The 22,311-nt window shown below is 70.2% G+C and carries 21 protein-coding genes; 9 read left to right on the plus strand and 12 right to left on the minus strand.

Translation table 11 applies throughout. From position 1 onward, the window contains the following. Nucleotides 1–94 precede the first annotated feature (94 nt). The 4 genes from A9977_RS26370 to A9977_RS26385 form a co-directional block, all read right to left on the minus strand. Entirely contained in the window at nucleotides 95–805 is a 711-nt protein-coding gene (locus tag A9977_RS26370; protein WP_183027753.1) for an MOSC domain-containing protein, read from the minus strand. Next, a complete protein-coding gene (locus tag A9977_RS26375) occupies nucleotides 802–1,494 on the minus strand; it encodes a glutamine amidotransferase (RefSeq protein ID WP_183027754.1) in 693 nt (230 codons plus the stop codon). Before A9977_RS26375 ends, A9977_RS26370 begins: the two co-directional genes overlap by 4 nt. Before the next feature lie 52 nt (nucleotides 1,495–1,546). Further along, nucleotides 1,547–2,128 carry a redoxin domain-containing protein gene (locus tag A9977_RS26380; protein ID WP_183027755.1) on the minus strand — a complete coding sequence of 194 codons (582 nt, stop codon included), beginning with the start codon at nucleotides 2,126–2,128 and terminating at the stop codon, nucleotides 1,547–1,549. Between the two features lie 80 nt (nucleotides 2,129–2,208). After that, on the minus strand, nucleotides 2,209–2,754 hold the full coding sequence (locus tag A9977_RS26385; protein WP_183027756.1) for a carboxymuconolactone decarboxylase family protein: 546 nt from the start codon (nucleotides 2,752–2,754) through the stop codon (nucleotides 2,209–2,211). Nucleotides 2,755–2,848: 94 nt separating this feature from the next. On the opposite strand from A9977_RS26385, the gene A9977_RS26390 reads away from it, so the two are divergent. Beyond that, nucleotides 2,849–3,775, plus strand: coding sequence for an AraC family transcriptional regulator (locus tag A9977_RS26390; RefSeq protein ID WP_183027757.1), 927 nt, complete (start codon nucleotides 2,849–2,851; stop codon nucleotides 3,773–3,775). A gap of 80 nt (nucleotides 3,776–3,855) precedes the next feature. Here A9977_RS26390 and A9977_RS26395 read toward each other — a convergent pair whose 3' ends face one another. Continuing rightward, nucleotides 3,856–4,203 (minus strand): MarR family transcriptional regulator, encoded by a 348-nt coding sequence (locus A9977_RS26395; RefSeq protein ID WP_183027758.1) that lies wholly within the window; start codon nucleotides 4,201–4,203, stop codon nucleotides 3,856–3,858. Then, nucleotides 4,200–4,556 (minus strand): GIY-YIG nuclease family protein, encoded by a 357-nt coding sequence (locus A9977_RS26400; protein WP_183027759.1) that lies wholly within the window; start codon nucleotides 4,554–4,556, stop codon nucleotides 4,200–4,202. The genes A9977_RS26395 and A9977_RS26400 overlap by 4 nt, the downstream gene beginning before the upstream one ends. A gap of 353 nt (nucleotides 4,557–4,909) precedes the next feature. On the opposite strand from A9977_RS26400, the gene A9977_RS26405 reads away from it, so the two are divergent. Continuing rightward, a complete protein-coding gene (locus A9977_RS26405) occupies nucleotides 4,910–5,539 on the plus strand; it encodes a LysE family translocator (protein WP_183027760.1) in 630 nt (209 codons plus the stop codon). A 21-nt stretch (nucleotides 5,540–5,560) separates the two neighbouring features. On the opposite strand, the gene A9977_RS26410 is transcribed toward A9977_RS26405, so the two are convergent. Then, nucleotides 5,561–6,388 carry a class III extradiol ring-cleavage dioxygenase gene (locus tag A9977_RS26410; protein WP_183027761.1) on the minus strand — a complete coding sequence of 276 codons (828 nt, stop codon included), beginning with the start codon at nucleotides 6,386–6,388 and terminating at the stop codon, nucleotides 5,561–5,563. Between the two features lie 92 nt (nucleotides 6,389–6,480). Here A9977_RS26410 and A9977_RS26415 point away from each other — a divergent pair, with 92 nt between their 5' ends. Next, nucleotides 6,481–7,374 (plus strand): LysR family transcriptional regulator, encoded by an 894-nt coding sequence (locus tag A9977_RS26415; protein WP_183027762.1) that lies wholly within the window; start codon nucleotides 6,481–6,483, stop codon nucleotides 7,372–7,374. 28 nt (nucleotides 7,375–7,402) lie between these two features. Then, nucleotides 7,403–8,545, plus strand: a complete 1,143-nt coding sequence (locus A9977_RS26420; RefSeq protein WP_183027763.1) for a zinc-binding dehydrogenase — start codon at nucleotides 7,403–7,405, stop codon at nucleotides 8,543–8,545. Between the two features lie 233 nt (nucleotides 8,546–8,778). On the opposite strand, the gene A9977_RS34680 is transcribed toward A9977_RS26420, so the two are convergent. Beyond that, the gene (locus A9977_RS34680; protein ID WP_183027764.1) at nucleotides 8,779–9,315 is read right to left on the minus strand and encodes a hypothetical protein; all 537 of its coding nucleotides are present in this window, start codon (nucleotides 9,313–9,315) and stop codon (nucleotides 8,779–8,781) included. Between the two features lie 79 nt (nucleotides 9,316–9,394). Here A9977_RS34680 and A9977_RS34465 point away from each other — a divergent pair, with 79 nt between their 5' ends. Continuing rightward, on the plus strand, nucleotides 9,395–11,281 hold the full coding sequence (locus A9977_RS34465) for an ATP-binding protein (protein WP_310936197.1): 1,887 nt from the start codon (nucleotides 9,395–9,397) through the stop codon (nucleotides 11,279–11,281). 87 nt (nucleotides 11,282–11,368) lie between these two features. Beyond that, nucleotides 11,369–13,198, plus strand: coding sequence for an ABC transporter ATP-binding protein (locus A9977_RS26435; protein WP_183027765.1), 1,830 nt, complete (start codon nucleotides 11,369–11,371; stop codon nucleotides 13,196–13,198). A 29-nt stretch (nucleotides 13,199–13,227) separates the two neighbouring features. Here the strand turns inward: A9977_RS26435 and A9977_RS26440 are convergent, their stop codons facing one another. Continuing rightward, on the minus strand, nucleotides 13,228–15,381 hold the full coding sequence (locus A9977_RS26440; protein WP_183027766.1) for a LamG-like jellyroll fold domain-containing protein: 2,154 nt from the start codon (nucleotides 15,379–15,381) through the stop codon (nucleotides 13,228–13,230). 140 nt (nucleotides 15,382–15,521) lie between these two features. After that, nucleotides 15,522–16,154: a hypothetical protein gene (locus A9977_RS26445; protein WP_183027767.1), complete on the minus strand. Its 633-nt coding sequence runs from the start codon at nucleotides 16,152–16,154 to the stop codon at nucleotides 15,522–15,524. 106 nt (nucleotides 16,155–16,260) lie between these two features. On the opposite strand from A9977_RS26445, the gene A9977_RS34470 reads away from it, so the two are divergent. The 3 genes from A9977_RS34470 to A9977_RS26455 all read left to right on the plus strand — a co-directional run bounded on the left by A9977_RS34470 (nucleotide 16,261) and on the right by A9977_RS26455 (nucleotide 19,350). Continuing rightward, nucleotides 16,261–16,392, plus strand: a complete 132-nt coding sequence (locus tag A9977_RS34470) for a hypothetical protein (protein ID WP_259652153.1) — start codon at nucleotides 16,261–16,263, stop codon at nucleotides 16,390–16,392. A gap of 145 nt (nucleotides 16,393–16,537) precedes the next feature. Next, nucleotides 16,538–17,935 (plus strand): DUF2868 domain-containing protein, encoded by a 1,398-nt coding sequence (locus A9977_RS26450; RefSeq protein ID WP_259652154.1) that lies wholly within the window; start codon nucleotides 16,538–16,540, stop codon nucleotides 17,933–17,935. Nucleotides 17,936–17,937: 2 nt separating this feature from the next. Further along, nucleotides 17,938–19,350, plus strand: a complete 1,413-nt coding sequence (locus tag A9977_RS26455) for a GTPase/DUF3482 domain-containing protein (RefSeq protein ID WP_183027768.1) — start codon at nucleotides 17,938–17,940, stop codon at nucleotides 19,348–19,350. Nucleotides 19,351–19,356: 6 nt separating this feature from the next. Here the strand turns inward: A9977_RS26455 and A9977_RS26460 are convergent, their stop codons facing one another. After that, on the minus strand, nucleotides 19,357–21,084 hold the full coding sequence (locus tag A9977_RS26460) for a GMC family oxidoreductase (protein ID WP_183027769.1): 1,728 nt from the start codon (nucleotides 21,082–21,084) through the stop codon (nucleotides 19,357–19,359). Beyond that, nucleotides 21,084–22,244 carry an ABC transporter substrate-binding protein gene (locus A9977_RS26465; protein WP_183027770.1) on the minus strand — a complete coding sequence of 387 codons (1,161 nt, stop codon included), beginning with the start codon at nucleotides 22,242–22,244 and terminating at the stop codon, nucleotides 21,084–21,086. The genes A9977_RS26460 and A9977_RS26465 overlap by 1 nt, the downstream gene beginning before the upstream one ends. Between the last annotated feature and the right edge of the window lie 67 nt (nucleotides 22,245–22,311).

Consider the following 22,311-nt stretch of genomic DNA (forward strand, 5'->3'; position numbering starts at 1 on the left):
CAACCGCTCCGGTCGAACGATTTATAAGAAGCGGTCGATGCGGGATTCGAAGCGCTGCGATGTCGGGAGTGCGGCGCCGGGACCTCTCGGTTTGTCAGGCCCCCTGGCGCGGTGGCGGCTGCAATCGCAGTGCCCAGTCCTCGATCCGCCGCGATGCCACGCGCTTGCGGAAGGTGAGGCGCCACCGTTCGGCCAGGGCCGGCAACTCGGCTGCGAGTGCCCATTCGTCCAGGTGGTTCTCGCCGCGCGCGAACATGAGCGCGATGACGCGGGCCAGTGGCCAGTCTGGATGCGGGCGGTCCACCACGGCCATCTGCGCGCCGCGGCGCACCCAACCCGGCGTGAGCGTGCGGTAGTACCAGCCGGTGCGGCCGCTCGACTGCATCTCGCGCGCCATGCCGGGCTCGCCGAAGCGCAGGTCAAGCTTCCAGCACGGCTGCCGTCCCTGGGACACCTGCACCAGCGCTTCATCCAGCCGCACGATGTCGCCCACGCACACATTCGACTCCGACCAGCCCGTGGTCGAGATGTTCTCGCCGAACGCGCCGGCGCTGCCCAGCAGATCGGCCCGGCGGCTCCATTGGGCCCAGTGCTCGCAGTGCTCGCGCGGGTAGTGATGCACGGCCTTCTCGGGACCGCCGTGCACGCGCAGGTCGGCCTGTGCGTCGCCCTGCAGGCCGGTCGACGACAACCACAGCGGCTGGTCTGTCGGGGCTTTGCAGATGCCGCTGGACGACCGTCCGTCGGGCAGCAGGCGGACCTGGCCGACCAGCAGCGCATCGATCGTGGTCTCGCCGAGGCTCATTCGAATTGCTCCAACCAATTCCTCAGGACCGACGCAGCAGCCGCACGCGTGGCGGCACCCGTTGCGGCGCTCTGCGCGCGCAACGCCGCAACATCGATGCCGGCCTGCGCAAGCTCGCAGCTGTGGCCGATCAGCCAGGCTTCGATCGTCGACGGATCGACCTCCGGATGAAACTGCAACGCCAGTGCATGCCGACCGATAGCGAAGGCCTGGTGCGGCGTGGCCTGCGTGCGTGCAAGCAACGTCGAGCCTGCCGGAACATCGAAGGTGTCACCGTGCCAATGCAGCACCGGCACGCCCTCGAGCGGGGCGAGGCACGATGCCCTGCCCTCTGCCGTGAGGGCCACGGGCGCCCAACCGACTTCCTTGGCCGCAGATCGAAAGACCCGCGCACCGAGCGCGCGGGCCATCAGCTGCGCGCCCAGGCACAGGCCCAAGGTGGGACGCCGCCGTTCCAGGCGCGCCCGGATTCCGGCGATCTCGTCATGCAGGAACGGAAAAGTGCGCGTGTCGTAGGCGGCGATGGGGCCGCCCAGCACCACGACCAGGTCCGCGTCGCTCCATTCGTCGGCTTCCACTGGGGCGATGCCCGCTTGGCGATAGTCGATCTCGTAGCCGGCGTGCCGCAGGCCATCGGCGAACAGCCCCAGGTCCTCGAAAGCCACATGCTGCAAAGCGATGCATTTCATGGCGTCATGCCCCGGTGCAGATCGATGCCTGCCCGTGCGGCGCTGCGGCGCTTCATGCCGACAGGCCTTCGCCGAGACGACAGCCGAGCGCATCGCAAGCGATGCCCGCCTCCCGTGCCGCAGCGGCCTCATTCGACACTTGCACGGCCGGCCCCGCCGGCATGTCCTCGGCCAGCAGCTGGCCGATGGCGGCGCCCAGCGCGATGTCGTCGAGCACGCCGAAGTGGCTCATCCGCAGCCGACCCTGCCGGTCGATCAGCACCGTGCTCGGCGTGCCCTGCATCTGGTACTCGCGCATGGTGGCGGGGATGCTGCCGCCGGAGGGCGCATCGATTCCGATGGGGAAACCGAGCCGGTATTCGCGAACGAAGGCCTCCAGCGCCATGGGCCCCATGACGTCGTGGTGCTCGAACACCGTGTGCAGGCCGATCACTGCAACGTCCTTGGCGGCGAAGAGCTGCCGGACCTTGCTGGCTTGCGGCAGGCTGTGCGTCACGCAGGCCGGGCACAGCATCTGGAAGGCCTCGAGCACGACGACCCGGCCGCGCAGCGATGCAAGGGTGAGCGGCGTGTCCGTGTTGAGCCATTGCGCAATCTGCAGGGGCGGCGCATCGGGGTGGAAGTTTCTTGCCATGGTGAAGCTCCGAACGGAAAGAAGAAGGCAGAGCGGGCCGTGCCCGCTCCGGTGGACGCGCGAGCCTGCGGCGGCGTGCCTCAGGCCGCGGTGCGCAACTTCACGCCGGGAAAGTCGACCGGCACATCGAACGCCACGTTCACGTAGTTCGTGAACAGGTTGAGCGCGACATGGGCCAGGATCTCGACGATGTGCTCGTCGTCGAAGCCCGCGGCGCGCAGGGCCTGCACATCGGCATCGCCGAGCTGCCCGCGCTCGTTGACGAGCTTGAGCGCGAAGCGCAGGGCGGCCGCGGTCTTGGGATCCGACGATTCTCCGGACTGTGCGGCCGCCATCTCTTCGACCGACAAGCCGGCCTTGCGGCCGAGCGCAGTGTGGGCGGCCAGGCAGTAGTGGCATGCGTTGCGGTCGGCGACCGCGACGGCGATCTGTTCGCCGAGGCGCGCCGGGATGACGCCACCGCCCAACGCGCCGAACGATCCCCACAGGCTCTTGAGCGCCGCTGGCGAATTGGCGACGGCGCGGAACATGTTCGGCGTCGCGCCGAACGCGCCGTGGATCTGGGACAACAGGGTCCTGGCCTCATCGGCAGCGGCGTTGTCGGCGACGAGTGGGATGCGGGTCATTTGCTTTCCTTGAAGTGATGTCGATGGAGAAAGTTTCCGCGAACCCGTCGTAGGATAGGTATCGTTTTGTCCTTCAAAAACACCTTTTCGTCCAATGCGTGCCACGCCACCGATCGACCGGCTGTCTTCCTTGCTTGAACGCTTCCGGGTCCGGGCCCATCTGTTCCACGCCGGGCCGTTGTGCGGCGTGACCACCTTCGCGGCGCAGCCAGGGCGCGGCTTCCTGCATGTGCTGCGACGCGGCGAGATGGTCGTCACCCACGCGCCGCGCAGCGGAGCGCCGCGCAAGATCGTCGTGAACGAACCCACCCTGCTCTTCTATCCCCGCCCCCTCGCGCATCACTTTCACAATGCGCCGACCGAGGACTCCGACTTCGTCTGCGCGACCATCGACTTCGACGGCGGCGACGCGCATCCGCTGGCACGTGCGCTGCCGCCGCTGGTGCGCTTGCCGCTGCGCGAAGTCGCCGGCCTGGAGCAGTCGCTGGCCCTGCTCTTCGCCGAGACCACCCGGGTGCTTTGCGGCCACCGTCTCCTCGCGGACCGGCTCTTCGAGGTGGTGCTGATCCAGCTGCTGCGCTGGCTGCTGGATCACCCGGAAGAAAGCCGACTTCCGGTGGGCCTGCTGACGGGACTGGGCGACCCGCAGCTGGCACGCGTCCTGGTCGGCCTGCACGACTTGCCGGGCGCGCCCTGGCCGCTCGAACGGATGGCGCAGGAAGCAGGCATGTCCCGCAGTGCCTTCGCCGCACGCTTCAAGGCGACGGTCGGCACCACGCCGTCGGACTATCTCGCCCACTGGCGGCTGAGCATCGTGCAGGCCCGGCTGCGCAGCGGTGACTCGATCAAGGCCATCGCCGACGAGCTCGGCTATGCCAATGCCTCGGCGCTGTCGCGGCTCTTCACGCAGAAGCTCGGGATGTCGCCCCGGGCCTGGCTGTCGCAGCGCGCCGAACATGAGCGACAGCCCGTCATCAGGGACGGCTCCACCACAGACCGCTCCAGGCCGGCCCAAAGCTGAGGTCCGCCGTGTCCTTGGCCCCCTGTGTGCGCATGACCCCGGTCGTGCGCCCGTCACGACAACGGGGCTCCGAGACGCGCTCAGGCCGTACAGGCGTTCGCAGCCGTGTATCGCGCCTCGTGCAGCCGCCGCCGGCCTTGCGGACGCAGCGTGACGCGGCGCTGGCCGTCGGCGCCGGAAACGCGCTCCACCAGCCCGGTCTTTTCCAGCGGCAGCAGCCGCAGCAGCAAGTGCGAAGCCGGTGTGCGCAAGGTGCGCGCGAGTTCCATGGCAGGCGCAGAGCCGTCGGCGGCATCGAGCACGGTCAGCAGCACGAAATCGGCCCACGACAGGCCGTGATGGGTGCCGAGTTCGTTGTCGAGCACAGACACCAGGGCCGCGTGCACCAGGTGCCGCGCCACGCAGGCTTGCAGGGCCTCCTCGCTCATGGCGTCAAGCCCTCCAGTTCGCGGTACACCTGCGCCAGCGCTTTCAGTTCGCCCGCGTAGTCGAAGGCTGGATCCTCGCGCTCCTTCACGAGTTCCAGCACTTCGAAGCGCAGCCCGTCCCCGCCGCTGCGGTTCCACTCGGCCTGCAACACGCGGTTGCCGTGCTTGCCCATGCGCAGTTCAAAGCGAGCGCGATTGAGCGACGCGTGCACGTTGCGGCTCGCGCCGAGCAGCAGGTGACCGCTCGCGGTGTCGCGGATGGCGTAGATGCCCATGGGCGGGAAGGCGTCACGCGCCTGGCGGGCGGCCGCCCGCCGCGCCGAGCGCGAGTCCTGGTCAGCGGAAGCGTCCATTTTTTTCTCCTTGTGACGGCCACAGAGGCCATGCAGCACCGGCGCCGTGCCGCTCGCGCGCATCGCGGCCGACAGCACGGTGCGCCAAAAAAGGAACCGTATGGACAGAGCACCGCGCCGGGAAAGCGGTGTGAGTGAGCGGCATGGCTTGATCCATGTCGATAATTTTACCCGGGCTAAATTGATCCAGTCAATAACACCCGGGTAAATTTCGGATCACCAGGACGATCCAGCTGTTCCCTCGTTGCCTGGCAGATGTGGGCGGCGGCTGCCGTCGGCCGCCAGCCTGGACGCGGCGGAGCCAGTGGATGGTTACCATGGCCGTCCCGCCTTGCGCGCCCGATGGAATCGCGATGTTCGAACTGTCCACCCTGCTGTCCTATGCCGCTGTCGTCATCGGCCTGTTCCTGATCCCCGGCCCGGCGGTGGTGCTGGTGTTCATGCGGACCGCGCAAGGCGGGCGCGCTGTCGGTGTGGCCACGGGTCTGGGCATCGCCTGCGGCGACTTCGTCCATGCCATGGCGGCGGCCATCGGCCTGTCGGCGATCCTGATGACTTCGGCGCTGGCCTTCAACGTCATCAAGTTGGTCGGTGCGGGCTACCTGATCTGGCTGGGCGTGCAGGCCTGGCTCGAGAAGACGGGCGATCCGGCGGTCGAAGCGGCGCGGCCACGCGTCACGGCCAGGCAGGCTTTCCTGCAGGCCATTCCGGCCGAGGTGCTGAACCCCAAGACCGCGTTGTTCTTCCTCGCCTTCCTGCCGCAGTTCGTGCATCCCGAGCGCGGGTCCAGCTTCCTGCAGTTCACGGTGCTGGGCCTGATCTTCGTCGTGCTGAGCGCGCTCTACTCCGCGGCGCTGGCGCTGTCCGCGCGTCCCCTGGGCCGCGTCCTCGGTCGCATCGCTTGGCTCCATCGCTGGAAGGGCAAGATCGTCGGCACGATCTTCATCGGCCTCGGCCTGAAGGTGGCGGTTCAGCAGCGCTGAGGCCGCGGCGCCGGGTCGGCCTCAGACCGACCCGAAGCGGAAGCTCGACACCGCGATCCCGCCCATGAAGGCCTGCTCGTGGTACACGCGCTCCCCCGCCTCGGCTTCGGCCGCGCCGACCGCGACCATCAGCGGGATCAGGTGCTCCTCGCGGGGATGCGCGATGCGTGCCGCGGGGGCCGAGGCCCAGTCGAGCAGCTGCGCGACACGCGCCTCCGGCGTCGCGCCCACCACCGCGGTGTCGAGCCAGTCGTCGAAGGCCTTCGACACCTCGCGGGCCTGCGGGCCGAAGTTGCGCAGGTTGTGGTAGCTCAGGCCGCTGCCGACGATCAGCACGTCTTCGCGGCGCAGCGGGGCGAGTGCGCGGCCCAGCGCGATGTGCTCGGCCGGGTCGAGGCCGCGCTTGAGCGACAGCTGCACCATGGGCACGTCGGCCTTCGGGTAGATCGCCGCCATCGGCGAGAAGGCGCCGTGGTCGAAGCCGCGCTCGGCATCGATCGCGGCCGGCAGGCCCGCGGCCTCGAGCAGATCCACCACGCGCCGCGCCACCTCGGGCGAGCCCGGCGCGTCGTAGTGCACCTGGTAGGTGTGGGCCGGGAAGCCGCCGTAATCGTAGATCATGGGCGGCTTGGGGTTGCCCTGCACCGTGAAGGCGGGCATCTCCCAGTGCGCCGAGACCATCAGGATGGCGCGCGGCGCGCGGCCGATCTGGCGCGGCATGTCGGCCAGCGAGGCCTCGAGTTGGGCATAGGCGTCGCCCATCTCCTTCTTCATCCAGGGCCACGGGCCGCCGCCGTGCGAGATGAAGTAGGTGGGCAGCAGACGGTCGGTGGAAGTCGTGGTGGTCATGGAATGGCTCCTTTGACACGAGTCTAGAGATTTCCCTTCAGGAAATCGATGGGCTAGGATTCAACGATTCGTTTCTCCACAGGAAATCATCCATGGACCGCATGACCAGCCTGCGGGTGTTCCGCGAGGTGGTGGACGCCGGCAGTTTCACCGCCGCGGCCGAGCGCCTGGACATCTCGGCGCCGATGGCCAGCAAGCATGTCGCGCAACTGGAGAAGTCGCTGGGCGCGCGGCTGCTCAACCGCTCGAGCCGGCACCTGAGCCTGACCGAGGCGGGCGAGTCCTGGTACGCCCAGAGCGCGCAGGCGCTCGACCTGCTGGACGCGGCCGAGGCCGCGATCGGCCGCAAGAACGATGCGCCGCGCGGCCAGTTGAAGGTGAGCGCGCCCGTGTGGTGCGCCACGCCGCACTTCGCGCGCGTGCTGGCCGGCTACCACGCGGCCTGTCCCGAGGTGCTGGTCGACATGCACCTGGAGAACCGCAAGGTCGACCTCGCGGCCGACGGCTACGACCTGGCCTTGCGCGCCACGCAGGAGCCCTCCCCCGCGCTGATCGCGCGTCGCCTGTGCCGGGTGCAATTCCACCTCGTGGCCACGCCCGAATTGCTGGCGCGTGCCGGCACGCCCGCGCTGCCCTCGGAGCTGGCCCGGCTGGGCGCCATCGTGCCCAGCTACGTGAACATCGAGGGGCTGTCGCTCAAGGGACCCGGCGGCCGGCAGGCGCCGCTGCGCCTGACCCCGGTGCTGCGCTCAGACGACACCACGCTCACGCTGCATGCGGTGCGCGCGGGCCTGGGCATGTCCTTCCTGCCCGAGTGGCTGGTCGACGACGACCTGGCGGCCGGCACGCTGGTGCGCGTGGCGCCCGAGTACAGCGCGCAGCATGTCACGCTGTTCGCGGTCTACACCAGCCGGCAGTACATGGCGCCCAAGCTGCGCAGCTTCATCGATTTCCTGGGTCAAGCACTGTGTGGCGACACGACCTAGACTGTCGCTCACCCATTCTGGAGACAACATGCCGCTCGACCTTCCCCGCACCGCCCTGCAACTGCGCTCGCTCGTGAAAAGCAGCGGCGAACTCGAACTCTCGCTCGCCGAAATGCCCGTGCCCGCCGTGGCCGACCACGAGGTGCTGGTGCGCATCGAGGCTGCGCCACTCAACCCCTCCGACCTGGGCCTGCTGTTCGGCACCGCCGACCTCGAGACCGCGGTTGCCGGCGGCACGGCCGAGCGTCCGCTGCTCACGGCCCGCATCCCAGAGGCCGGCATGAGGGCCATGGCCGCGCGGCTCGACGAACCGATGCCCGTGGGCAACGAGGGCGCGGGCGTGGTGGTCGCGGCCGGCAGCGCGCCCGCGGCCCAGGCCCTGCTCGGCAAGACCGTGGCGGTGCTGGGCGGCGCCATGTATGCGCAGTACCGCGCCGTGCCGGTCGACCAGAGCCTGCTGCTGGCCGACGACGCCACGGCGGCCGACGGCGCTTCGTCCTTCGTCAACCCGCTGACCGCGCTCGGCATGGTCGAGACCATGAAGCGCGAAGGCCACACCGCCCTGGTGCACACGGCCGCGGCCTCGAACCTGGGCCAGATGCTGCAGCGCATCTGCCTGGCCGACGGCGTGGCCCTGGTCAACATCGTGCGCAAGCCCGAACAGGCGGCGCTGCTCAAGGCCATGGGCGCCACCCATGTCTGCGATGCCAGCGCGCCGAGCTTCCTCGCCGACCTGACCGATGCGCTGGCCGCGACCGGCGCCACGCTGGCCTTCGACGCCACCGGCGGCGGACCGCTGGCCGGCCAGATCCTCTCGTGCATGGAGGCCGCGATCTCGCGCACCGCCAAGGTCTACAACCGCTACGGCTCGAGCACGCACAAGCAGGTCTACCTCTATGGCGGCCTCGACACCCGTCCCACCACCTTCAACCGCAGCTTCGGCATGGCCTGGGGCATGGGCGGCTGGCTGCTGTTCCCCTTCCTGCAGAAGATCGGCCCGGCGGCGGCGCAGGTGCTCAAGCAGCGCGTGGCGGCCGAGCTCAAGACGACCTTCGCCAGCCGCTATGCGGGCGAACTGTCGCTGACCGAGGTGCTGTCACCCGCGGCCATCGCGCGCTACAACCAGCGCGCGACCGGCGAGAAATTCCTGATCAAGCCCAACGCGCGCTGATCGGATCGGCGGCCGCTTCGCGGCTGGGCTGTTGTCCGACGCGGCAGCCCAAAACGGCCTGCTACATTTTTCGCCAAATGAAGCACCCGACAGGTTCCGAAGCGGCGCCGGACGCCGACATCTTCGTCGGCGACAGCGAGATGGCCCAGCGCATGCGCCTGCATGACTGGGCCGCCACGCCGCTCGGGCCACCCGCGCAGTGGCCCGACGCGCTGAAGGTGGCGCTGCGCATCCTACTGACCTCGCGCTTCCAGATGTGGCTGGGCTGGGGCCCCGACGTCGCCTTCTTCTACAACGACGCCTACCGGCCCACGCTGGGCCTCAAGCACCCGCGCGCGCTGGGCATGCCGACGCAGATCCTGTGGTCGGAGATCTGGAAGGACGTCGAAGGGCGCGTCCGCACGGTCTACGACAAGGGCGAGTCGACCTGGGACGATGCGCTGATGCTGCTGCTGGAACGCTCCGGCTACCCCGAGGAGACTTACCACACCTTCTCCTACAGCCCGCTCCAGGGCCATGGCGGCCGGGTCGAAGGCCTGTTCTGCGCGGTCTCCGAAGACACCGGACGCGTGATCAGTGAACGCCGCCTGCGCGCGCTGCGCGAGCTCGGCGCCGGGCTCGCGGCCAGCGACACGCGCGAGGCCGTGGTGCAGACCACCCGCGATGCGCTGGCCCAGGCCGAGCGCGACCTGCCCTTCGCGCTGATGTACCTGTTCGACGGCAGCGGCGCCGCGCAGCTGGCCTGCGCCACCGGCATCGCGCCCGGCCATCGGCTGGCGCCGCGGACACTCGCGCGCGACGCCACCGCCCTGGTCACTGGACCGGCTCGCGGCCGGCGAGACCTCTTTCGTGCAATCCCTCGACGGCGCCGACGACATCCCGCACGGCCCCTGGGACCGGCTCGCGCCCTCGGCCTTCGTGGTGTCGCTGCCGCCCCAGGGCACGGCCCGCGCGGCCGGCTTCCTGGTGTGCGGCGCCAGCCCCTATGCGCCGGCCAGCCACGACACGATGAGCTTCGTCCAGCTGCTGTCGGGCCAGATCGCGCCCAGCCTGGCCAACGCCGAGGCGCTGGCCGCGCGCACCGCCGAGCGCGACCGCCTGCGCGACCTGTTCCAGCAGGCGCCCGGCTTCATGTGCGTGCTGCGCGGGCCCGAGCATGTCTTCGAACTGGTCAACACCTCCTACCAGCAGCTCATCGGCCACCGCGCGGTCGAGGGCAAGCCGGTGCGCGAGGCCTTGCCCGAACTCACGGGACAGGGCTTCTATGAACGGCTCGACGAGGTCTACCGCAGCGGCGTGCCCTTCGTCGGCCAGGGCCTGCGCATCGCGCTGCAACGCGAACCCGGCGCCGCGCTGACAGAGCGCTACCTCGACTTCGTCTACCAGCCGATCCTCGATGCCCACGGCGCCGCCACCGGCATCTTCGCCGAGGGCGTCGACGTGACCGACAAGGTGGAAGCCGGCAACGCCCTGCGCGCGCTCAACGACAGCCTCGAAGCCCGCATCGCCGAGCGCACCCACGAAGTCGAAAGCGCCTTGGCCCGGCTGCGCGAGGAATCGCAGGAGCGCGAGGCCGCGCAGGATGCGCTGCGCCAGGCGCAGAAGATGGAGGCGGTGGGCCAGCTCACCGGCGGGCTGGCGCACGACTTCAACAACCTGCTGTCGGGCATCACCGGCAGCCTCGAGCTCATGCAGCGCCGGCTGCGCCAGGGCCGCTACGAGGACTTCGAGCGCTACATCCACACCGGCCAGGGCGCGGCCAAGCGCGCGGCCGCACTCACCCACCGGCTGCTGGCCTTCTCGCGGCGCCAGACGCTGGACCCCAAGGCCACCGACATCAACCGCCTGATCCGCGGCATGGAGGAACTGATCCGCCGCACCATCGGACCGGAGAACCGGCTCGAGGTGGTGGGCGCGGTCGGGCTGTGGATCACGCGCGTCGATCCACCCCAGCTCGAGAACGCCCTGCTCAACCTCTGCCTCAATGCGCGCGACGCGATGCCCGGCGGCGGCCGCCTGACCATCGAGACGGCCAACCAGTGGATGGACGAGCGGGCCGCGCGCGACCGCGACCTGCCCACCGGCCAGTACGTCTCGCTGTGCGTGACCGACACCGGCACCGGCATGCCGCCCGATGTCGCGCAACGGGTGTTCGAGCCCTTCTTCACCACCAAGCCCATCGGCATGGGCACCGGGCTGGGCCTGTCGATGGTCTACGGCTTCGCGCGCCAGTCGGGCGGCCAGGTGCGGGTCTATTCGGAAGTCGGCATGGGCACCACGCTGTGCGTGTACCTGCCGCGCCACCACGAAGCCGAGGCGCCCTACGAAGCACCCGCGCCCTTCGATGCAACCGAGGTGCCCGGCGCCGGCCTGGTGCTGGTGGTCGACGACGAACCCTCGGTGCGCTCGCTGGTGACCGAGGTGCTGGGCGAACTCGGCTACCGCACGCTCGAGGCCGAGGAAGGCGCGGCCGGCCTGGCGGTGCTGCAGTCGAGCGCGGCCATCGACCTGCTGATCACCGACGTCGGCCTGCCCGGCGGCATGAACGGCCGCCAGCTGGCCGACGCCGCCCGCGCCTCGCGCCCCGGGCTCAAGGTGCTGTTCATCACCGGCTATGCCGAGAACGCGGTGGTGGGCAATGGCCACCTCGAGCCCGGCATGGAGATCATGACCAAGCCCTTCACGCTCGATGCACTGGCACGGCGCGTGCGGCAGATGGTCGCGCCAAAGTCCTGATGCGGGCATGGGCGCCGCGCGCCCGCTACAGTGGAGCCCTCTCGAAAAGGCGCCTGGCGCCTTTTTTCACTTGAAAGAGCGCCTGCCTTGTTCCGTTTCTTCGAAAGACTTCTCCAGCCCTACCCCGCCGCCGAACCCGTTCCGCCGCCCAATGGCTTCTTCGCCTTCCTCTGGGCCTGCACCCAGGGCACGCGCGGCAAGATCGCCGCGATGGCGGGGCTCACCGCCGTCATGTCGGCCTTCGAGGCCCTGCTGTTCGCCATGCTGGGCCGCATCGTCGACTGGCTCGGCGGCCAGGTCCCGGCGCGTCTCTGGGAAGACCGCGGCACCACGCTGATGTGGCTGGCCGCGGCCCTGGTCGCGAGCATCGTGGTGGTGGGCCTGCAGACCATCGTCAAGCACCAGACGCTGGCCATCAACCTGCCGATGCGGCTGCGCTGGAACTTCCACCGCCTGATGCTCGGCCAGAGCATGGCCTTCTACCAGGACGAGTTCGCCGGCCGTATCACGGCCAAGGTGATGCAGACCGCGCTGGCGGTGCGCGACACCATCTTCGTGCTGGCCGACGTGCTGGTGGCCATGGGGGTGTACGTCGCCACGCTGATCGTGCTGGCGGCCGTGCTCGACACCACGCTGATGCTGCCCTTCATCGTCTGGCTGCTGCTCTATGTGGCGCAGCTCGCGTGGTTCGTGCCGCGGCTGGGCCAGATCGGCAAGGCCCAGGCCGATGCGCGCGCGCTCATGACCGGGCGCATCACCGATGCCTACACCAACATCGCCACCGTCAAGCTGTTCTCGCACACCCAGCGCGAGGCCGGCTTCGCGCGCTCGGCCATGCAGGAGTTCCAGGCCACGGGCCAGGCCCAGATGCGGCTGGTGAGCGCCTTCGAGATCACCAACCACATCCTCAGCATGGCGCTCACCGCCGGCATGGCCGGCATGGCGCTGTGGCTGTGGTCGCGCGGCGTGGTCGGCGTGGGCACGGTGGCCGCAGCCACCGCGATGGCGCTGCGGCTGCAGGGCATGTCGCACTGGATCATGTGGGAGATGACCAGCCTGTTCGAGAACATCGGCACGGTGCAGGACGGCATGAAGACGCTGTCGCGCCCGCGCACCGTGCTCGACGCACCGGCCGCGCCGGCCCTGGTGGTGCCGCGTGGCGAAGTGCGCTTCGAGCATGCGAGCTTCCGCTACGGCGAAGGCCGCCCGAACGTGATCGACGACATGACGCTGACGGTGCGCCCCGGCGAGAAGATCGGCCTGGTGGGCCGCTCGGGCGCCGGCAAGTCGACGCTGGTGAACCTGCTGCTGCGCTTCCATGACCTGGACGGCGGCCGCATCCTGATCGACGGGCAGGACATCGCGCAGGTCACGCAGGATTCGCTGCGCAAGCACATCGGCATGGTCACGCAGGACACCTCGCTGCTGCACCGCTCGGTGGCCGACAACATCGCCTACGGCCGCCCCGATGCGCCGCACGACGAAATCCGCGAAGCCGCCGAACGCGCCGAGGCGCAGGCCTTCATCGATTCGCTGGGCGACGCCAAGGGCCGCAGCGGCTACGAGGCGCATGTGGGCGAGCGCGGCGTCAAGCTCTCGGGCGGCCAGCGCCAGCGCATCGCGATCGCGCGCGTGATGCTCAAGGACGCGCCGATCCTGCTGCTCGATGAAGCCACCAGCGCGCTCGACTCCGAGGTCGAGGCCGCGATCCAGGCCAGCCTGTACCGCTTGATGGAGGGCAAGACCGTGATCGCGATCGCGCACCGGCTCTCGACCATCGCCGCCATGGACCGGCTGATCGTGCTCGACGAAGGCAAGGTGGTGGAAGAAGGCGACCACGCCACCCTGCTGGCCCAGGGCGGGCTCTATGCCCGCCTCTGGGCGCACCAGAGCGGCGGCTTCCTGGGCGAGCAGTGATCAGGTCCTGAAGCGCTCGCCGGCGCGCCTCAGCTGGCGCGCGCGGTGAGCCACTGCGAGGACTTCAGCGCCGCCGCGACCACACGCACCTCGCCGATGTTGCCGAAGAAGCCGTCGGCGCGGCCGCCATCCCACGAGCCGCCGCCGACCACCCAGGGCGAGCTGGCCGACAGCGTCGACAGGCCCTGCACGTTGCCGGCGTTGCGCAGCACCGGCGCGCCCTCGACGTACATCGTGGTGTTGTGCGTGGCCGGATCGTTGACGATCGCGATGTGCACCCAGCCACCCGCGATGATCTCGCCCGACCAGTTGGTGCGGCCGGTGCGCGAACCCTGCGTGGGCACCACTTCCCACTGCACTTCGCGCAGGCTGGAGATCGCGAACAGCATCGGCGGCGATTCCGCGTCGCCGCCGTTCCACCCCGGCAGCTGGCCGCGGATGCCGTCGCGCGTCATGATGTTCATCCAGGCCTGCTTGCCGCTGGTCCAGCTGGGGTCGATCTTGATGAAGGCCTCGACCGTGTAGCCGTTCTCGAGCGTCTGCGCATTGATCGGCGCGGCGGCATCGGTGAGGAAGTAGCTCAGGCGCGGCACGTTCTTGTCGGTGTTGAGGAAGCGCACCGAGCCCGGCGCGGCCGACAGGAAATGGCGGTCGTCGCTCCACACGATGTCGCCGGCCTGCGCGCTCTGGATACCACCCTGGTTGAGCGCATCGCGGTGCAGCGGATTGGCGCCCGTCACGTCGGCGATCACCGCGCCCACCGGCACCGCCTGGTTCGCCGTGCCGCCGAAGAAGCGCCAGTGGGCCAGCGTGTTCGCGACCTTGGGATAGTCGTCGGCATTGGCGGCCGGGCGCGGCGTCGCGACCACGGGCTCGACGTAGTTCTTGAGCAGCATGGCCTTGGCCTGCGCCACCAGCGAGCTGGCGACGGTCGCTTCGCCGACGCCGAAGGACTTGTTGAAGCCGCCGAAGCGCTGGCTGAAGTCCATGTCGATGCTGAACTCCTCGTTGGGCGTGGTCAGCACCGCCTGGTCGAAGGCGGTCAGCGTCGCGGCCGGCTTCTGCGGCACCCAGGGCGAGAAGGACAGCACCTTGATCTTCTTGTTCGTCAGGTCGAACTCGTAGAGCCGCATCAGGCCATTGCCGCCCTGGTAGGCCATCTGGTAGTCCACCACCATCTCCTCGACCGCATGGCCGTAGTCGTTGGTCTTCGTGAGGTGGGCCGCGCCGTGGTGGTGGCCGTTGAGCGTCATGAAGATCTGGTCGTTGTCGCGGATCAGCTTCTGCCACAGCATCTGGCCGTAGCCGGTCTCCAGCGGGCTCACGCCGTCGGCGTCGATGTTGAGCAGCTGGTGGTTGGCCAGGATCACCGGCAGCGTCGGGTTGGCTGCGATCACCTGACGCGCCCAAACGATGCCGGCATCGGAGATGCGCCACGACAGCGACAGCACCATGAACTTCTGGCCCTGCGCCTCGAACACGTGGTACTCGTGGAAGCCGCTCGGGTCGCGTCCGCGGAAGGTCGACTGGGCCGCGGCGCGCGTCTTGCCGAACCATTGCAGGTAGGGCTCGTTGGCCAGGTTGCGGTTGGCCTCGGTCCCGTCGACGGGATCGACACCGAAGTCGATGTCCCGCAGCACGTCGTGGTTGCCGGCCAGCACGCTGTAGGGCTGCTTGGCGGCCTCGAGCAGCTTCATCGCGGCGTCCGCCACCTTCCACTGGTCGGGCTTGCCGACCTGGTCGACCACGTCGCCCAGGTGGATGGTGAAGGGGATGTTCAGCGCCTTGGCGTTGGCCACGATCCAGCCCGTCTGGGCCGAGAAGGGCTCGTTGCCGAAGCGGGTCATGTACTCGCTGCCTTCGGCCGAGGTCGCATAGCGGGCGTAGAACTGCGTGTCGGGCATCACGGCGAGCGCGAAGCTGGAGATCGGCGCGGGCGCCGGTGCCGGGCCGGGGGCCGGCGCGGGTGCGGGCGACGGCGCGGGGGGCGCGGGCGCGGCGGCCGCATCGTTGTTGCCGCCACCGCAGGCGGCCAGCAGGGAGCTGCCGGTCACGGCCAGCAGGCCGGCACCGAGCTTGAGAAGTTGTCGACGCGCCGGACCTTCGCCGGCAGGCGTTGCGGTGACGGAAGCGGCATCGGGCGCGCTCGAACGAAGCTCGCGCGGATCTTTGGACTGGGACATGGAGGAGTCGGGGACAAGAGCCAGAGGAGCCCGCGAGCGTAGGCAGCGGCCGTGACGCGTGGGTGAAGCGTCCATGACGTTTCGGTGGCGTCATGCCGCCGACGCGATGCCGACACGCGACCGGTCCGCCCCTGCGCCCTTCAGCGCGTCTGCAGGCCCAGCATCGTCTGGTAGCAACTCGCCTCCAGCGCCTCCGCGGCCCTGGCCGCACCCGGCGCACCCTCGGCGACCGCGTTGCGGCAGCGCAACCCGATCGCGACCGCAGGACGCAGCGCCTGATCTTCCCGGGTCACACCCTTGACGTTGATGAACTGCGAATAGTGGAAGCGCTGGCCGTCCTCGAGCGCGGTGTAGATGTACTGCGTGCCGCCGGCCAGGAAGTCGAGCCCGGGCATGGCGTCGACCTCGCGCTGCATGTCCTCGATGGCGGCGCTGCTGGCATGCTCGGCCGCCTTCTGCTCCTCGGGTGTCAGGTCGGCGAGCCGCACCGAGCGCGACACCGGCTTCAGCGAGACCCGGGCCACGGCCCGTGCGCCCTTCACGCCGTTCACGCCGGGCAGCGCGTAGCTGTAGAAGAAGAAACGCTTGCCCTGCGCTTCGGCGGTCGACAAGGGCTTCCAGCCTGCGGGCGGCCTGAACTGAGCCTGACCTGCGGGATCGATGAACAGGCGCGCCTGGCGCCGGTCGTCGCTGGCGGGCTCGGCTGCGATGCAGAGGCCGCTGAAAGCCAGGCTGCACAGGAGGAGGAAGGAGCGAAGGCGAGGCGTGGGCATGGAGATCGGTGACAGGAAGTGAGCGCAGCGGCCATTCTGCGGGCCACCTGGCGGCGCCCCCGCGAAGATCGGTGCGTCCTACAGCACACGCCGCTGGCCGCCGACAGTGAAAAAACGGCTGCGTGAGAGGCTGTCGCTGTTGTCAACAAAGAGGAGCCCTCGCGTGAATTCCATCATCTACATCGTCGGTCTGGTCGTGGTCGTGGTTGCTGTGCTGTCGTTCTTCGGCCTGCGCTGAACCCGGCAAACCAAAGCGCCGACCGCAAGGCCGGCCATCCGAAGGGGCCGTTCGCGGCCCCTTCGCGTTGGTGCGCACGGCATAATTTCCCGCACCCTGCCGGCCCCTTGCGCCGGTGCCGCCGAAGAAGAACCGAGAAACGCCGTTGAACATCGCATCGCGCCCGACCGCCGCCACGCCGCCGCCGAATGCGCTGATCACCGAAGCCGTCCAGCTGATCGAGGAAGCCGGCCCGCTCGACGATGCGGCCGCCATGCGCGAAGCCATGGCCCGGCGGACGGACCTGCCCGGCCGGATCGCGCTGCGCGCGCAGCTGCTGGGCCAGCGTCTCGGCCTCCAACACGAACTCGCACGCGCCCGCCAGTGGGCGCCCTGGATCGGCCTGGGCCTGGTGCTGGCCATCGTGCTCGCGGGCCTGGGCCTGGCGGGCAGCGTGGTCGGCGGCGCCGAGCGGCGCATCAACATCATGGCGGCGCTGGTCAGCCTGCTGGGCCTGCACCTGCTCACGCTGCTGGCCTGGCTGCTCGGCCTGCTGCTGCCCCTGCGGGCACCGCGCCTGTCCTTCGGCTGGCTCTGGATGACGCTCACGGCGCGCGTCGCGGGCGGGCGCCAGGGCCAGGCCCCGGTGCTGATGCGCGCCGCCACCCGGCTGCTGGCACGCGCCCGCCTGCTGCCCTGGGCGCTGGGGCTGGTGAGCCATGGCATCTGGACGCTGTCCTTCCTGGTCGTGCTGGCCGCCCTGCTCTTCGCGCTGGCCTTCCACCGCTACACGCTGAACTGGGAGACCACCATACTCGACCCGCAGTTCTTCCTGCAGGCGGTGCAATGGCTGGGCCGCCTGCCCGCGGTGTTCGGCTTCGCCACCCCCGACGCCGGCGTGGTGCTGGCACCGGGCGGCATGGCCGATGCGGCGGGCCAGCGTAGCTGGGCCCTGTGGCTCACAGGCTGCATCGTGGTCTACGGGCTGCTGCCGCGCATGCTGCTCCTGCTGCTGAGCGTCGCGATGTGGCAGTGGCGCCGGCGCGGCCTGCAACCCGCGCTCGATGCGCCCTGCCACCGCCGGCTGGCCGCGCGCTTCGAGGCACTGGCGCCGCGCGCCATCGTCGATGCCGACCCCGGTGCCGAACACCCGCCCGCTCCCGCGCGCCCGCTCGACACCGGCGACGCGCTGCTCGCCGTCGGCTTCGAGCTGCCGCCCGACGTCGCCTGGCCGCCGGCCGGCCTGCCCGCCGATGCGCGGGCGCTGCGCATCGACGGCAGCGCCGAGGCCCGGCGCACCTTGCTCGACACCGCCGCGCAGCTGCGGCCGCGCGCCCTGCTGCTGGCCTGTCGCGCGGCCGCCAGCCCCGACCGCGGCACCGAACGCCTGCTGCGCGAGCTGCTCGCCCACTGCGGCGACTGCGGTCTGTGGCTGCTGGCCGAGGACGGCGGCGCTGCGCTGCCCGAGACCGGTGTGCAGCGCTGGCGCGACTGGCTGCGGGACTGCGGCCTCGAGCGCATCGCCGTCCATGCGCGGCTCGGCGATGCGCTGGCGGGAGGATGAGCATGCAAGACCCCGCCATCCGCATCGCCGTGGTCGGCCACACCAACGCCGGCAAGACCTCGCTGCTGCGCACGCTGACCCGGCGCGTCGACTTCGGCGAGGTGTCGGCGCGGCCGGGCACCACGCGCCATGTGGAGCGCATCGAGCTCAAGGTGCGCGAGCGCGCGGCCGTGCAGTTCTTCGACACGCCCGGGCTGGAAGACGCGGTGAGCCTGCGCGAACACATCGCGCAACTCGGCGACGCCCCCACGCCGCCCGAGCGCATCCGCCGCTTTCTCGAGGGCCCGGAGGCGCACGGCAGCTTCGAACAGGAGGCCAAGGTGCTGCGCACGCTGCTCGAGGTCGACGCCGCCTTCCTGGTGATCGATGCGCGCGAACCGGTGCTGCCCAAGTACCGCGACGAGATCGAGCTGCTGCGCTCCTGCGCGCGGCCGGTGCTGCCGGTGCTCAACTTCGTGCGCGACGATGCGGCGCGCGAAGACCAATGGCGCCAGCTGCTGGCGGCCTACGGCATGCATGCGGTGGTGCGCTTCGATGCGGCCGCTCCCTTCGTCGGTGCCGAGCACGAGCTCTACCAGGACCTGGTCACGCTGCTGCGCGAACGCCGCGCGCAGCTGCAGGAGGTGATCGCCTCGCTCGACGCCGAGTTCGCCCAGCGCCGCGGCGACGCCGCCGCGCGCATCGCCGAGCTGCTGGTCGACGTGGCCGCCACGCGCCGCACGCTGCCGGCGGCCGAGTTCGAGGACGCGGCGCGCCGCGCACCGCAGGTCGCGGCCCTGCAGCAGGCGGTGTCGGCCAAGGCGCAGCGCTGCACCTCCGACCTGCTGGCGCTCTACGGCTTCCGCGAAGGCGATGCGGCCGAGGCCGCGCTGCCGCTGCTCGAAGGCCGCTGGTCGATGGATTTCTTCAGCCCCGAGGCGCTCAAGGACGCGAGCCTGCGCCTGGGCAAAGGGGCGGCGGTCGGCGTGGCCGTGGGCGTGGTGGCCGACCTCGCGCTGGCCGGCCTGTCGCTGGGCGCGGGTGCTGCGCTGGGCGGTGCCATCGGCGGCGCGGTCTCGCAGGGCTGGGGCCCGCTGGGCCGCAAGCTCGCCAACAAGCTGCGCGACCTGCACGAGCTCACGGTGGAAGACAAGGTGCTGTACGCGCTGGCCGCCTGGCAGCTGCAGCTCACCCAGGCATTGGAGCGGCGCGGCCATGCGGCCACGCAGCGCATCGACACCGAGGCTGCGAAGGACGGCGATGCGCCCACGCGCGCCGCGGCCGATGCGGTGCGCGCGGTGCAGCCGGCACGCAACCATCCGGAATGGGAAGCGCGCGGCGGCGTGGTGCACCACTTCCGCCGCGCCTCGCCGCAGCGCGAGGCGCTGGTGGGCACGCTCGCGCAGGTCCTGCAGCGCGCCTTCGCGGCCCGCTGAAGCCGCTCAGGCCACGCGCCGGTCGCCCACCGCGAAGCGCGCCGCCTCGGCCTTGATCAGGTCCGCGATCCGCTCGGTCAGCATCAGGGTCGGCATGTTGGTGTTGGCGCGCGGGATCGACGGCATGATCGACGAGTCGCACACCCGCAGCCCCTCCACACCGTGCACTCGGCCCGCGCCGTCGGTCACGGCCATCGGGTCGTCGGCCGCGCCCATCTTGCAGGTGCCCGAGGCATGCCACACGCCGGCCACGCCGTTGCCCACGAACTCGGTGAGCTTGGCGTCGTCGGCCAGCAGGTCGTCGATGCGCACGCCCAGCGTGATCAGCCCGTGCACGATCGCGCCGCGCAGCGGCCCGGCCCAGTCGAGCACAAAGGACAGCATGCCCATCTGGAAGGCGTTCCAGGCACCGGGTGCCGAGACCCGGCGCACGCGCTCCGAGTAGCTGGTGGGGAACACCGTGCCGCGCACGCCGTCGAGGTTCGCGTCGGCCAGCGCCTTGGCCGCGACCGTGAAGCCCTCCTTGAGCCGCGCCAGGTCGCGCGGGTCGGACAGCAGCCTGAAGTCCACCGCCGGCTCCTCGTTCGGATCGGCCGAGCGCAGCTTGACGGTGCCGCGCGAGTAGGACTTGTTGACCCACACCAGCATCGTGCCCATGCGCTGCCCGATCGCATGCCAGGCGGTGCGGCCGATGATGGCCACGTGCATGTCGCCCGCGGGTGCGTCGGGGATGCTCTTGGAGGTGTAGCGCAGCAGCGCCTGGTCGTGGTGCTCGGCCAGGTCCTTCATGCGCGAGGCGGGCGGCAGGTAGGTCGAGACGGCCGTCAGCGGGTGCTCCATCAGGTTCGCGCCCACGCCGGGCCGGTCGGCCTTCACCGTGATGCCCAGCGCCTCGAGGTCGGCGGCCGGGCCGATGCCGCTGCGCAGCAGCAGCGCGGCCGAATGGATGCCACCCATGCAGACGATGGTCTGCGCCGCATGCAGCGGCTGACCGCCAGCCTCGGCGCCGACCACGCGGCCACCGTCGAACAGCAAACGCTGCACCTGGGTGTCGGTGAGGATGCGCAGGTTCTGGCGCGCGCGCACCTCAGGCGTCAGGTAGACGATCGAGGCGGGCACGCGCTGGCCGTCGTCGCTGGTGGCGATCGCGGCCGGGAACACGCCGTCCTTCCACTCGCCGTTCTGGTCCGGATGCTGCGGATGGCCGCGCAGCCTGAGCGAGCGGCACACCGCCTGCACGAAGGGCGACACGCGGCCCGGCGCGAGCCGGCGCACCGGGACCGGCCCGGTCTGGCCGTGGTACTTGTCGTCGAAGTCGCAGTCGCGCTCCAGCTTGCGGAAGTACTGCAGCGCGAGCTCGCCGCTCCAGCCTTCGGCGCCGAGCCGCGCCCATTCGTCGTAGTCGTCGGGCGCGCCGCGGTTGGCCACCATCGCGTTGATGGCCGAGCCGCCGCCCAGCACGCGCGCCTGCTCGTAGCCGCGCGGCGTGCGGTGGGGCTGGCGCGTGGGCGCGCCGCTCACGGTGGCGACCAGCGCGGTCCAGAGGTTCTGCTTGTCGAGGTAGGCCAGGCCGGGGTAGCGGCTGCGGATGCTGTCGCTCATGGCATCGGGCCGCAGGTCGCGGCCGGCTTCCACCAGCAGCACCTGCTTGTCCGCGCTCTCCGACAGCCGCGCGGCCAGCGCGCAGCCCGCGGTGCCGCCGCCCAGGATCAGGTAGTCGATCTTCCGGGCCATCACTGCTTGCCGCCCCAGCGCTGCGGGTAGCCCGGCATCTTCTCGCAGCCGCACATCGAGTAATGCAGCGGCGGCAGCTTCTCGTTGACGTACAGCGGCAGCTCCTTGGCGGTGATGCTCGGCTGCGGCAGCACCCAGGTCGGGCCCGGCAGCGGTTCGCCCTTGAGGGTCTTGAGCGCGGCGATCACGGCGGTGCGCCACTGGTAGGCCGGGTAGGTCGGCGCGATGCCCTTGAAACCGTTCTTCTTCCAGGCCTGCAGGTAGTCCTGCTGGTCCTCGCCGGTGATGACCGGGTACGGCTGGCCCGCGTCCTCGAAGGCCTCGGCCACGGCGACCGACACGGCGCCGAGGTCGACCCACACCGCGTCGATCTTGCCGCTGCGGCTCAGGTAGTCGGCCACGGTGGCCTTGGTCTTGGCGCGGTCGCCGCCCACGAACTCGTTGCCCACCACCTTGAGGCCGGCATCGTCGAACACCTTCTTCGCGGCGGCCCAGCGGGTCTCGAACAGGTCCACGCCCGGCGCGGTGCGCAGCACCAGCACCTTGCCGCCCTTGGGTGCGTTGGCCGCGATGAAGTCGGCGCCGACCTTGCCCCAGGCATAGCCGCCGACCGAACGCACGGCCGTGACCGGGCACAGGCTGTTGACCGAGCGGTCGAAGGTCACGACCGGCAGCTTCTTGCAGGCCTCCTCCACCGCCGGCGTGAGCGCGGCCGAGGTGTTGGGCGAGACGATCAGCGCATCGCACTTGCCGCTGTTCACCAGCGAGCGGATGTCGGAGATCTGCTTCTCGTCCTTGCCCTGCGCGTCGGCGTATTCGAAGCCCTTGATGTCGGCCTTGTTGAGCTCGACCTCGGCCTGCATGGTGTTCCATCCCACCACGCGCCAGGGGTTGCCCACGCTGGCGTTCGAGAAGCACAGCGTGTAGGGGCCCTTCTTCTTGTACTTGGCGGTGTCGATGTTCTTGCCGCCGATGTGCTGCAGCCAGGGCTGGTCGGCCGGGCCTTCGGGCTTGGTGGCCATGAGCTGGGCCTGGGCCTGCATCTCCTGGTCGACATTGACGTTGGCGACCTGCGCGAAGGCGCCCGCGGGGGCGGCGAGCGCGAGCACCAGGGCGCCGCAACGCAGCGCTTGCTGCCGGAGGGAGGGGGTGAAATTCATGAGGGTGTCTCCTGTGGATCTGTTGTGGGAACGGGATGGAAAAAGTGGCGTCGTGTTCACTGCATGC

It is taken from the genome of Variovorax sp. UMC13, from assembly GCF_014170375.1.
Classification (GTDB): Bacteria; Pseudomonadota; Gammaproteobacteria; order Burkholderiales; family Burkholderiaceae_C; genus Variovorax.